The following is a 12,451-nucleotide window of genomic DNA, read 5'->3' as shown; positions in this document are numbered from 1 at the left end:
TTATACATATTGAGTAAGCTATAAATACAAACCCCAGGCTTCTGGGGTTTTTTTATGAAGGTATCAATGTAATGAAATTAATTGCTAGAGGAAGAGAGCTCAATTTATCAACACCTCAAGTTATGGGGATTTTGAATGTCACTCCGGATTCTTTCTCTGATGGTGGCACTCATAATTCGCTTAATGATGCGGTTAACCATGCGGCAAAATTAATTGCTGAAGGGGCTTCTATCATCGATATAGGTGGTGAATCGACAAGACCCGGCGCAAATGATGTCTCTATAGATGAAGAGTTACAGCGTGTTGTTCCTGTTGTTGAAGCTATTCGTCAGCGTTTTGATGTTTGGATTTCTGTTGATACATCCAAAGCTCAAGTGATTACTGAATCAGCAAATGTAGGTGCTTCAATTATCAATGATATTCGCTCTTTACAAGAGCCAGGAGCACTTGAAGCTGCAGCTAAAACGGGTTTACCTGTGTGTATTATGCATATGCAAGGTGACCCTAAAACTATGCAACAATCACCACATTATGAGAATGTGATGATAGATGTAGATTGTTTTTTACGAGAAAATATTCAACGTTGCGTTGATGCTGGCATTGAAAAAAATCAAATTATTCTTGATCCAGGGTTCGGCTTTGGTAAGAATTTAGCGCATAATTACCAATTATTAGCACACTTAAGTGAACTTCATCACTTTGGTCTACCTATACTTGCCGGGATGTCACGTAAATCAATGGTTGGACAACTATTGAATGTGCCACCACAAGAGCGTGTTGCTGGTAGCGTGGCCTGTGCTGTCATTGCAGCAATGCAAGGCGCACAAATTATTCGTGTACACGATGTTAAAGAGACTGTTGATGCGATGAAAGTCGTACAAGCGACTCTTTCTGCAAAGGAAAATAATGAATGAGCGAACGTAAATACTTTGGAACAGATGGTATCCGTGGAAAAGTAGGTGATAGTCCAATTACACCTGATTTTGTATTAAAACTGGGTTGGGCTGCGGGCAAAGTATTAGCACGTCATGGCTCTCGTAAAATCATTATTGGTAAAGACACACGAATTTCAGGCTATATGCTGGAATCTGCATTAGAAGCAGGTTTAGCGGCTGCGGGATTATCAGCTTCATTTACAGGGCCAATGCCAACACCTGCGGTTGCTTATTTAACACGTACATTTCGTGCGGAAGCAGGGATTGTAATTTCAGCTTCTCATAACCCTTATTACGATAACGGGATCAAATTCTTCTCTATTGACGGCACAAAATTACCAGATGAAGTAGAAGAAGCCATTGAAGCTGAAATGGAAAAACCAATTACCTGTGTTGAATCAGCAGAGCTGGGTCGAGCAAACCGTATCGTGGATGCTGCAGGTCGTTATATTGAGTTCTGTAAAGGCACATTCCCTAATGAAAACAACCTTAATGGCTTAAAAGTGGTTGTTGATTGTGCACATGGCGCAACATACCATATTGCACCTAATGTATTTCGTGAATTAGGCGCAGAAGTTATTACGATTGGTTGTGAACCAACGGGTATTAATATAAATGCTGAATGTGGTGCAACCGATGTTCGTATGTTGCAACAACGTGTACTTGAAGAAGGTGCAGACGTTGGTTTAGCATTCGATGGTGACGGTGACCGTATTATTATGGTTGACCATCAAGGCTTAAAAGTTGATGGTGACCAAATCCTCTATATTATTGCGAGAGAAGCGTTGCGCCAAGGCCAATTACGTGGTGGTGCGGTTGGTACACTGATGAGTAATATGGGCTTGGAAATTGCACTTAAGCAACTGGGTATTCCTTTTGTACGAGCTAAAGTGGGTGACCGCTATGTGCTTGAAAAATTACAAGAGAAAGGCTGGCGTTTAGGTGCTGAAAACTCAGGCCATATTATTTTACTAGATAAAACGACGACGGGTGATGGTATTGTTGCCGGCTTACAAGTTTTAAGTGCAATGGTTCGTAATCATATGAGCTTACATGATTTATGCAGTGGCATGAAACTATTACCTCAAATTTTAGTGAATGTTCGCTTCACAGGAAGTCATGATCCATTACAAACACCTGAAGTTCAGAAAGTCGCTAAAGCAGTTGAAGAAGAACTTGCAGGTAAAGGGCGTGTACTGTTACGAAAATCAGGCACAGAGCCTTTAATTCGAGTGATGGTTGAAGGCGAAAATGAAGAGCAAGTTACAGCGATGGCTAATCGTATTGCTGACGCCGTGAAGCACGTAGGCTAATTGATGCTTTTTTCTTCAATCAATCACTTTGTAGAAAAATAACCTTGCTTGTCAGTTCAGCTTTGGTTAGTATTCACACCCGCTTAGTAAGGTCTTGAACTAAAGCGGGTGAAGCAATCGAAGGTTATCGTTAAGACGATAAGTTCCATAGAAAAGGTAACGCAAATGTATACGGCACTCATTGTTATTCTTATCATTGTAGCAACAGGGCTAGTTGGTCTGATCCTGTTACAGCAGGGTAAAGGTGCTGATATGGGCGCTTCTTTTGGTGCAGGTGCTTCCGGTACAGTATTTGGTTCAAGCGGTTCAGCTAACTTTATGACCCGTATGACCGCTGTTTTAGCAACAGCTTTTATTGTACTTGCCCTTATTTTAGGTAATCTAAGTGCCAATAAAACTGTGCGTGAAGACAGCAAATGGATGTCTATCGAGCAGACTACAGAAGAAGCTAAAAAAGCTGAGCAATTAGCAGCGCCTGTAGCGCCAGCAAATACAGATATTCCGCAGTAAACTAAGTAAAGATTTAAATGAGATTGTTAATATTTACGCAATAACAGTCTCATTAAAGTGCCGAGGTGGTGAAATTGGTATACACGCTACCTTGAGGTGGTAGTGCCTATAAAACGGGCGTACGGGTTCAAGTCCCGTTCTCGGCACCATTATTCCAGATAGCTTGCGTTTTGCTTGTTATCAGCGTAAAATTTGCCACGTTTTTCGAACGCGGGGTGGAGCAGCTTGGTAGCTCGTCGGGCTCATAACCCGAAGGTCGTCGGTTCAAATCCGGCCCCCGCAACCACTTCTAACAATACAGCACTTTTCTCATTAATCATCTTTTTGAACCGATTATGATCCTGAGTGGAATGTGCCGTAAGAAGAGGTTATTCTCGAATGGCAAGTTACAGGGTCCAGTTGCATAAAGCCCCGAATTTCGGGGTTTTTTGTTATCAGAGAATAGAATACTGGGCTATAGGCCCTTTTTTTATGCCTTGGGGGTGGGTTTGTCCACATTAGAGCAAAAATTAACAGCGATGATTTCAGCACCAGTAGAAGCATTAGGCTTTGAATTTGTCGGTCTTGAGTTTATTCGTGGCCGAGAATCAACATTGCGCATCTATATTGATAGTGAAGACGGTATCACTGTTGATGATTGTGCTGATGTTAGCCACCAGGTCAGTGCTGTACTGGATGTTGAAGATCCAATTCAAACAGTTTATAACCTTGAGATTTCGTCTCCTGGTTTAGAACGACCTTTATTCACTGCAATGCATTATGAGCAATTTATCGGCGAAGAAGCCGCTATCGTATTACGAATTGCAATGCAAAACCGCCGTAAATGGCAGGGCATTATTAAGTCTGTCGCTGGCGAAATGATCACGGTTACTGTGGATGGTAAAGACGAAGTGTTCGCACTGAGCAACATCCAGAAAGCTAACCTGGTACCCCACTTTTAAGTTTTGAAGAGGCAACTAGGATGAACAAAGAGATTCTGGCTGTTGTGGAAGCGGTCTCTAACGAAAAATCTCTTCCTCGTGAAAAGATTTTTGAAGCACTGGAAACCGCACTAGCGACAGCAACTAAGAAAAAATACGAGCAAGAAATTGATGTTCGCGTATGTATCGACCGTAAAACCGGTGATTTTGATACATTCCGTCGTTGGGTTGCTGTAGATGAAGTGACTCAACCTACTCGTGAAATTACACTTGAAGCTGCTCAATATGAAGATCCTAGTATCGAACTAGGTGGCTATATTGAAGATCAGATCGAATCTGTTACTTTCGACCGTATTACAACACAAACTGCAAAACAAGTTATCGTACAAAAAGTACGTGAAGCTGAAAGAGCAATGGTTGTTGATCAATTCCGCGAACAATTAGGCGAAATTATCACGGGTGTTGTGAAGAAAGTAAACCGTGAAAACATCACCCTAGACTTAGGAAATAACGCAGAAGCCGTTATTTTACGCGAAGATATGTTACCGCGTGAAAACTTCCGTCCAGGCGACCGTTTACGCGGTGTATTATACGATGTACGTACAGAAACTCGTGGTGCACAACTTTTCGTGACGCGTTCTCGCCCTGAAATGCTGGTTGAACTTTTCCGCATTGAAGTGCCAGAAATTGGCGAAGAAATCATTGAAATTAAAGCTGCAGCGCGTGATCCAGGTTCTCGTGCCAAAATCGCAGTAAAAACTAACGACAAGCGTATTGACCCTGTGGGTGCTTGTGTTGGTATGCGTGGCGCACGTGTACAAGCCGTTTCCAGTGAACTGGGCGGCGAACGAATTGATATTGTTCTGTGGGATGATAATCCTGCACAATTCGTGATTAATGCAATGGCTCCGGCAGATGTTGCTTCTATTGTTGTCGATGAAGACAAATGTACAATGGATGTTGCAGTTGAAAGCAGTAACCTTGCTCAGGCGATTGGCCGTAATGGTCAAAACGTACGTCTGGCAGCTCAGTTACTGAAAAAACATCGTGGTGATGACAAGTGGGAATTAAACGTCATGACCGCTGATGAACTGAATGCAAAACATCAGGCAGAAGCAAACGCAGCCATTGAAATATTTACTAAGCATCTCGACATTGATGAAGACTTCGCAACTGTTTTAGTTGAAGAAGGTTTCTCTACCCTTGAAGAGTTAGTTTATGTGCCAATCAATGAATTGCTGGCTATTGACGGATTAGATGAAGACACCGTTGAAGCTCTACGTGAAAGAGCAAAAGCAGCACTAACAACGATTGAATTGGCTCAAAAAGAAAGCCTAGGCGATAACCAGCCAGCTGAGGACTTATTAGCTCTCGAAGGCTTGGAGCGCTCTTTAGCATTTGATCTAGCTGCCCGTGGTATCTGCACACTGGAAGATCTTGCCGAACAGGGTATCGACGACCTAACTGATATTGAAGGTTTAAATAGTGAGCGCGCAGGCGAACTCATTATGGCCGCACGTAATATCTGCTGGTTTGGGAATGATGCGTAACAACTGAGCAGGAAGGAACAGAATGACAGATGAAACAGTAAAATCACTGGCAGAAGAGATTCAGACACCGGTTGAACGTTTGGTACAGCAGTTTGCTGATGCCGGTATTAAGAAGACCGTCTCTGATCCTGTCTCCCAAAAAGAGAAAGAAACCTTACTGGCTTGGTTGAATCGTGATAAAGACGTATCAACCAACCAACCAGAAAAGTTAACGTTACAACGTAAAGTACGTAGTACGTTAAGTGTTCCTGGTACAGGTGGCAAAAGTAAATCAGTAGCCATCGAAGTCCGCAAAAAACGCACTTATGTGAACCGTGACGCCGTTGAAAAAGCGCAAGCGGATGAGCAAGCTCAGCGTGAAGCGGAAGAAAAGGCGCATCGCGAAGCCGAAGAAAAAGCCCAGCGCGAAGCACAAGAGAAAGCACAGCGCGAAGCTGAAGAAAAAGCAAAACGTGAAGCTGAAAAGGCAAAGAAAGACGCCGAAGAAAAAGCGAAACGTGAAGCTGAAGAAGCAAAACGTGAAGCAGCGGAATTAGCTAAGCGCGAAGCAGCGGAAAAAGATAAAGTGAAACAAAACGATAAACCAAAAGCTGATAAAGCAGCAGATCAGGAAAAAGCACGTCGCAATGCTGAACAGGCTGAACTCAAGCGTAAAACGGAAGAAACACAGCGCCGTAAAGCGGAAGAAGAAGCACGAGTTGCAGCAGAAAAAGCACGTCTTTTAGCTGAAGAGAATGCTGAAAAATGGACTGCTGAACCTAAAGCACCAGAAACTGAAGGCTCAGACTATCATGTAACAACATCACGTTATGCTCGTGATGCAGAAGATGAAAGTGATGCTGAAGTTGAAGGTGGCCGTGGCCGTGGTCGCAATGCTAAGGCTCCTCGTCCTAAGAAAAATAACCGCCATTCTGAAAAAGCAGATCGTGAAGAAGCGCGAGCTGCTGGTCGTACTAACAAGAAAGGTAAACGTAAAGGTAGTTCATTACAACAAGGCTTTAATAAGCCAGCAGCTGTTGTAAACCGTGATGTTATTATCGGTGAGACTATTTCTGTTGCTGAACTTGCTAACAAAATGGCAGTAAAAGGGTCTGAAGTTATCAAAACTATGATGAAAATGGGTGCTATGGCAACCATTAATCAGGTTTTAGACCAGGAAACTGCACAGCTTGTTGCTGAAGAAATGGGTCATAAAGTTATCTTACGTCGTGAAAACGAGTTAGAAGAACAAGTCATGAGTGATCGTGATACTGGTGAAGAAAGTGCCGTATCTCGCGCACCTGTTGTGACTATCATGGGTCACGTTGACCACGGTAAAACATCATTACTGGATTACATCCGTTCAACAAAAGTTGCATCAGGCGAAGCAGGTGGTATTACCCAGCATATCGGTGCTTACCACGTTAAAACAGATAAAGGTGAAATCACCTTCCTAGATACCCCAGGTCACGCCGCGTTTACATCAATGCGTGCTCGTGGTGCTCAGGTAACAGATATCGTCGTTCTGGTTGTTGCGGCAGATGATGGTGTAATGCCACAAACTATCGAAGCAATTCAACACGCAAAAGCTGCAAACGTACCTGTTGTTGTTGCTGTGAACAAAATCGATAAACACGAAGCCGATCCTGATCGTGTTAAAACTGAACTGTCTCAATATGGCATTCTGCCAGAAGAGTGGGGTGGTGAAACTCAGTTTATGCATGTATCTGCAAAACAAGGTTTAGGTATTGACGAACTGCTGGATGCGATTCTTTTACAAGCTGAAGTTCTTGAACTGAAAGCAGTTAAAGAAGGTATGGCAAGTGGTGTTGTTATCGAATCTTACCTCGATAAAGGCCGTGGCCCAGTGGCAACTATCCTTGTTCGTGAAGGTACGCTAAATAAAGGCGATATCGTTCTGTGTGGTTTCGAATACGGGCGTATTCGTGCAATGCGTAACGAATTAGGTCAAGACGTTCAATCTGCTGGCCCATCAATGCCAGTTGAGATTTTAGGTCTGTCTAACGTTCCTTCTGCGGGTGATGAAGCGACAGTTGTTCGTGATGAGAAGAAAGCGCGTGAAGTTGCATTATACCGTCAAGGTAAATTCCGCGATGTTAAACTGGCTCGTCAGCAGAAATCTAAACTGGAAAACATGTTTGCTAACATGGAAGAAGGTAAAACTTCTGAACTGAACATTGTTCTGAAAACAGACGTTCAAGGTACTTGTGAAGCAATTACTGATGCATTAGTTAAACTGTCTACCAATGAAGTTAAACTGAAAATCATCGGTTCTGGCGTAGGTGGTATCACCGAAACTGACGCAACATTAGCGGCTGCTTCTAACGCAATCATTCTTGGTTTCAACGTTCGTGCAGATGCATCTGCTCGCCGTATTATTGAACAAGAAAGTGTTGATTTACGTTACTACTCCGTTATCTATAGCCTGATTGATGAAATCAAGCTGGCAATGAGCGGTATGTTGGCACCTGAATATAAACAAGAAATCATGGGTCTTGCAGAAGTCCGTGATGTGTTTAAATCACCTAAATTCGGCGCGATTGCGGGCTGTATGGTGGTTGAAGGTAACATCAAACGTAATAACCCAATTCGTGTTTTACGTGATAACGTGGTTATCTACGAAGGCGAACTTGAGTCACTGCGTCGCTTTAAAGATGACGTCAATGAAGTGCGTAACGGCATGGAATGTGGTATCGGTGTGAAAAACTACAATGATGTTCGTGTTGGCGACATGATTGAAGTCTTCCAAGTTATCGAAATTAAACGTTCTATTGATTAATCTAGTACGTCTTGTTTTAAAAGGGAGCTTAACGGCTCCCTTCTTATTCCCTTCTTTGTTGTATTCTCTTTTATTTTCCTCTTCATTTTTCAATATAACCGAAATAGATTGGCTTTCAGTAATTTATGAAAGTGAGATAACAGAGTAAAATAGCAACAAAGAAATATTGTATTTCTAAAGAAAGAAATCAGAGAAAGCGGTTGTTAAATACCACTTCATGTATACTCTTTAGATATCATTGATTTTAGATCTGAATTAATAGTGACAATCAGGGCAATACCCTATTGTCAGGGAGAGATAAAATGGCAAGAGATTTTAGCCGTAGTCAGCGTGTTTCTCAGGAAATGCAAAAAGAAATCGCCATCATTCTACAACGTGAAGTGAAAGATCCACGTATTGGAATGGCCACTGTATCTGGTGTTGAAATTTCTCGCGATTTGGCTTATGCCAAAGTGTTCGTCACCTTTTTAAACTTATCGGGTGGTGAAAAAAGCGAAGAAGAGATGGTTGCTGATGGCTTAACGGCTTTGAATGAAGCGGCAGGTTTTATTCGTTCATTATTAGGTAAAGCAATGCGTTTACGTATTGTGCCTGAACTGACATTTGCTTATGACAACTCATTAGTTGAAGGTATGCGTATGTCTAATTTAGTTTCTAATGTCGTTAAAAACGACGAAGAGCGTCGTCACAAAGAGGAAGAATAATGGGGCGTCGTCGTAAGGGGCGAGAGATTAACGGCGTATTGCTACTCGATAAACCCCAAGATATTTCCTCTAACGATGCACTCCAAAAAGTCCGCCGTATGTTTAATGCCAGTAAAGCAGGACATACGGGGGCATTGGATCCTTTAGCAACAGGTATGCTACCTATTTGTTTAGGTGAAGCGACGAAGTTTTCACAGTTTCTATTGGATTCGGATAAGCGTTATCGTGTTATTGCCCGCTTAGGTCAACGAACAGATACTTCTGATGCTCATGGTGAAGTTATTCAAGAGCGCCCAGTGCAATTTACGCAACAAGCTTTAGACGATGCCTTAGAGAGCTTCCGAGGTGAAACATTGCAAGTTCCTTCAATGTATTCTGCTTTAAAGCATCAAGGTAAACCGCTCTATGAATATGCAAGACAAGGCATAGAAGTTGAGCGAGAAGCAAGACCGATTACCGTTTATGAACTCCAGTTTATTCGCTGGGAAGGTGACGAATTAGAACTAGAAATTCATTGTTCTAAAGGAACGTATATTCGCACTATCATTGATGATCTTGGTGAGAAATTACAATGTGGCGCTCACGTTATTTTCTTACGCCGATTAGAAGTTGCTGATTATCCTAAAGAACGGATGGTTACATTAGAACAACTCAGAACATTGATAGATAACGCACAAACAGCACAAGAGGATCCGTTCTTGGCGCTTGATGCCCTGTTATTGCCAATGGACACGGCGGTTGCTCATTTCCCTGTTATTAACCTCACCACGATCATTGCGAGTTATCTAAAACTAGGTCAGCCTGTTCGTGTTAATCATGAGATTAATGAAGGTGAATGGGTTAGAGTAACGGAAGGTGATGAAAAAAAATTTATTGGCCTTGCTATCATTAAAGAAGGGTTAGTTGCCCCGAAAAGAGTTGTTGTCGATTATAGTGGCCAAGATAACACTTAATAGCAATCTTGCGCTAAAAGTGTTTGAAGCGTAGAATAATGCGGCTATCTGTTTAGGTGGCTGAGTTGGGTAGCTGAATTAGAGATTGGCTGCCCTAAAAATTTTAATTAAATTGGAGTTTATTATGTCTCTAAGTACTGAAGCGAAAGCACAAATCGTTGCTGAATTTGGTCGTGATGCTAACGATACTGGCTCAAGCGAAGTTCAGATTGCACTGCTGACTGCAGAAATCAACCACCTGCAAGGTCACTTTTCAGAGCACAAAAAAGATCACCACAGCCGTCGTGGTCTGCTGCGTAAAGTTTCCAGCCGTCGTAATCTGCTGGACTACCTGAAACGTAAAGATGTTGCTCGTTACTCTGCACTGATTGAACGTTTAGGTCTGCGTCGCTAATCAAGTGAGTTTCAGTGGAAAGGGGCCTGTTGGCCCCTTTTCTACTAGAAAGTGCTATTTTTAATATTAGTCGTTATGTTTTAATGTGGTGATTGTTATTTAGTCTCTCTAGTTACGACAATTCGCGCGGCTAATGAAAGTATTTATTGCTAATAAGTGGTCAATATTTTCATTAGTCGCGAGGGGACGTAGCGGAGAAAAGATCATTCATCGTCGCTAAACATCTGGCGACAATAAGATAAAGGATATTATTTTGCTGAATCCTACAGTTCGTAAATTTCAATACGGTCAACATACCGTTTCAATCGAAACGGGTATGATGGCTCGTCAAGCAACAGCTGCTGTTATGGTTGACATGGACGGCACTGCTGTTTTTGTTACTGTTGTTGCAAAGAAAAAAGTTAAAGCTGGTCAAGATTTCTTCCCATTAACAGTGAACTACCAAGAGCGTTCATACGCTGCTGGTCGTATCCCAGGTAGTTTCTTCCGCCGCGAAGGTCGTCCTGGTGAAGGCGAAACGTTAATTGCTCGTTTAATCGACCGTCCTTTACGTCCATTATTCCCAGAAGGTTTCTTAAACGAAATCCAAATCGTTGCTACCGTTGTTTCTGTTAATCCACAAGTTAACCCAGATATCGTTGCAATGATTGGTGCTTCTGCTGTATTAGCACTATCAGGTGTTCCATTTAATGGTCCTATCGGTGGTGCTCGTGTTGGCTTTATTGATGGTCAATATGTTCTTAACCCAACCGTTGATGAGCTGAAAGTTAGTAAATTAGACTTAGTGGTTGCAGGTACTGCGGGTGCAGTACTGATGGTAGAATCAGAAGCTGATTTATTATCAGAAGAAGAAATGTTAGGTGCAGTGGTATTTGGTCATGATCAACAACAAGTTGTGATTGAAAATATCAATGCATTAGTTGCAGAAGTCGGTAAAGAAAAATGGGATTGGGCACCTGAAGCCGTTAACCAAACTTTACACGATCGTATTGCAGAATTAGCACAAGCGCGCATTGGTGATGCTTACCGTATCACTGAAAAACAAGAGCGTTATGAACAAATCGAAGCAATTCGCGATGAAGTTGTTGCAACGTTATTAGCTGAAGATGAAACCTTAGATGAAGGTGAAATCAACGATTTATTCTCTAGCTTAGAGAAAAACATTGTTCGTGCTCGTGTATTAGCAGGTGAGCCTCGTATCGATGGTCGTGAAAAAGACATGGTACGTGCATTAGATATCCGCACAGGTTTATTACCACGTACTCACGGTTCAGCGCTGTTTACACGTGGTGAAACACAGGCTTTAGTGACTGCGACATTAGGTACTGCGCGTGATGCTCAAACTATTGATGATATCATGGGTGAGCACACTGATACCTTCTTACTGCATTATAACTTCCCTCCATACTCTGTTGGTGAAACAGGTATGATGGGCTCACCAAAACGTCGCGAAATTGGTCATGGCCGTTTAGCAAAACGTGGTGTGTTAGCGGTAATGCCGACTATTGAAGAATTCCCATATACTGTTCGCGTGGTTTCTGAAATCACTGAATCAAATGGTTCATCTTCAATGGCGTCTGTATGTGGTGCTTCTTTAGCACTGATGGATGCGGGTGTGCCAATTAAAGAATCTGTTGCTGGTATTGCAATGGGTCTGGTAAAAGAAGGTGACAACTTTGTTGTTCTTTCAGATATTTTGGGTGATGAAGACCATTTAGGCGATATGGACTTTAAAGTTGCGGGTAGCCGTAACGGTGTCAGCGCATTACAAATGGATATCAAAATCGAAGGTATCACACGTGAAATCATGCAAGTTGCGTTAAACCAAGCAAAAAGCGCACGTCTGCATATTTTAGGTGTGATGGAAGATGCTATTAGCCAACCTCGTGCTGATATTTCTGAATTCGCACCGCGTATTCATACTATTAAAATTAATTCAGACAAAATCAAAGACGTTATCGGTAAAGGTGGTTCAGTTATCCGTGCATTAACGGAAGAAACGGGCACAACTATCGAAATCGAAGATGATGGTACTGTGAAGATTGCTGCAACAAGCAATGAGCAAGCTAAAATGGCAATTGCTCGTATTGAAGAAATCACAGCTGAAGTTGAAGTGGGCCGTATCTACAACGGTAAAGTAACTCGTATCGTAGATTTCGGTGCGTTTGTTGCTATCGGTGGTGGTAAAGAAGGTCTGGTTCATATTTCTCAAATCGCAGATAAACGCGTCGAGAAAGTGAGTGATTACTTGGAAATGGGTCAAGAAGTTCCAGTTAAAGTGCTGGAAATTGACCGTCAAGGCCGTATTCGCTTAAGCATGAAAGAAGCTCAAGCTAATCAGCAGGAAGCAACAGAAACTTCTTCTGAAGATTCTGCGAATTAATGATATTCTA

Annotated in this window: 10 protein-coding genes and 2 tRNA genes; all 12 read left to right on the top strand. The window is 42.3% G+C overall.

The annotated features are described in order from the left end of the window. The first annotated feature begins 71 nt into the window (after window positions 1-71). The 12 genes from folP (at window position 72) to pnp (ending at window position 12,441) form a co-directional block, all read left to right on the top strand. Window positions 72-914, top strand: a complete 843-nt coding sequence (folP, locus tag JEP40_RS05340) for a dihydropteroate synthase (RefSeq protein ID WP_115351212.1) — start codon at window positions 72-74, stop codon at window positions 912-914. Beyond that, window positions 911-2,248 (top strand): phosphoglucosamine mutase, encoded by a 1,338-nt coding sequence (gene glmM / locus JEP40_RS05335; RefSeq protein ID WP_109408500.1) that lies wholly within the window; start codon window positions 911-913, stop codon window positions 2,246-2,248. Before folP ends, glmM begins: the two co-directional genes overlap by 4 nt. A 165-nt stretch (window positions 2,249-2,413) precedes the next feature. After that, window positions 2,414-2,758, top strand: a complete 345-nt coding sequence (gene secG / locus JEP40_RS05330; protein ID WP_036914692.1) for a preprotein translocase subunit SecG — start codon at window positions 2,414-2,416, stop codon at window positions 2,756-2,758. A 59-nt stretch (window positions 2,759-2,817) separates the two neighbouring features. Beyond that, window positions 2,818-2,907, top strand: a tRNA-Leu gene (locus tag JEP40_RS05325). Between the two features lie 60 nt (window positions 2,908-2,967). After that, window positions 2,968-3,044, top strand: a tRNA-Met gene (locus tag JEP40_RS05320). 202 nt (window positions 3,045-3,246) lie between these two features. Continuing rightward, window positions 3,247-3,699, top strand: coding sequence for a ribosome maturation factor RimP (gene rimP / locus JEP40_RS05315; RefSeq protein WP_196554270.1), 453 nt, complete (start codon window positions 3,247-3,249; stop codon window positions 3,697-3,699). 20 nt (window positions 3,700-3,719) lie between these two features. Next, window positions 3,720-5,228: a transcription termination factor NusA gene (nusA, locus tag JEP40_RS05310; RefSeq protein WP_198622755.1), complete on the top strand. Its 1,509-nt coding sequence runs from the start codon at window positions 3,720-3,722 to the stop codon at window positions 5,226-5,228. 22 nt (window positions 5,229-5,250) lie between these two features. After that, a complete protein-coding gene (infB, locus tag JEP40_RS05305; RefSeq protein WP_198622754.1) occupies window positions 5,251-8,007 on the top strand; it encodes a translation initiation factor IF-2 in 2,757 nt (918 codons plus the stop codon). Window positions 8,008-8,309: 302 nt separating this feature from the next. Continuing rightward, the gene (gene rbfA / locus JEP40_RS05300; protein ID WP_198622753.1) at window positions 8,310-8,711 is read left to right on the top strand and encodes a 30S ribosome-binding factor RbfA; all 402 of its coding nucleotides are present in this window, start codon (window positions 8,310-8,312) and stop codon (window positions 8,709-8,711) included. Continuing rightward, window positions 8,711-9,664: a tRNA pseudouridine(55) synthase TruB gene (gene truB / locus JEP40_RS05295; protein ID WP_198622752.1), complete on the top strand. Its 954-nt coding sequence runs from the start codon at window positions 8,711-8,713 to the stop codon at window positions 9,662-9,664. Before rbfA ends, truB begins: the two co-directional genes overlap by 1 nt. A gap of 124 nt (window positions 9,665-9,788) precedes the next feature. Then, complete coding sequence (rpsO, locus tag JEP40_RS05290) at window positions 9,789-10,058, top strand: 30S ribosomal protein S15 (RefSeq protein WP_023583571.1); 270 nt, start codon at window positions 9,789-9,791, stop codon at window positions 10,056-10,058. A 253-nt stretch (window positions 10,059-10,311) separates the two neighbouring features. After that, window positions 10,312-12,441: a polyribonucleotide nucleotidyltransferase gene (pnp, locus tag JEP40_RS05285; RefSeq protein ID WP_166540301.1), complete on the top strand. Its 2,130-nt coding sequence runs from the start codon at window positions 10,312-10,314 to the stop codon at window positions 12,439-12,441. Window positions 12,442-12,451 lie beyond the last annotated feature (10 nt).

The sequence above is a fragment of the Proteus vulgaris genome (assembly GCF_016239305.1).
Classification (GTDB): Bacteria; Pseudomonadota; Gammaproteobacteria; order Enterobacterales; family Enterobacteriaceae; genus Proteus; species Proteus vulgaris_C.
This window is presented reverse-complemented; position numbering and strand designations above follow the sequence as displayed.

Bases quoted from the DNA above. Each gene is read 5' to 3' on its own strand.
- rpsO (WP_023583571.1), top strand. From the start codon at position 9,789: ATGTCTCTAAGTACTGAAGCGAAAGCACAAATCGTTGCTGAATTTGGT.
- nusA (WP_198622755.1), top strand. From the start codon at position 3,720: ATGAACAAAGAGATTCTGGCTGTTGTGGAAGCGGTCTCTAACGAAAAA.
- rbfA (WP_198622753.1), top strand. From the start codon at position 8,310: ATGGCAAGAGATTTTAGCCGTAGTCAGCGTGTTTCTCAGGAAATGCAA.
- infB (WP_198622754.1), top strand. From the start codon at position 5,251: ATGACAGATGAAACAGTAAAATCACTGGCAGAAGAGATTCAGACACCG.
- truB (WP_198622752.1), top strand. From the start codon at position 8,711: ATGGGGCGTCGTCGTAAGGGGCGAGAGATTAACGGCGTATTGCTACTC.
- glmM (WP_109408500.1), top strand. From the start codon at position 911: ATGAGCGAACGTAAATACTTTGGAACAGATGGTATCCGTGGAAAAGTA.
- secG (WP_036914692.1), top strand. From the start codon at position 2,414: ATGTATACGGCACTCATTGTTATTCTTATCATTGTAGCAACAGGGCTA.
- folP (WP_115351212.1), top strand. From the start codon at position 72: ATGAAATTAATTGCTAGAGGAAGAGAGCTCAATTTATCAACACCTCAA.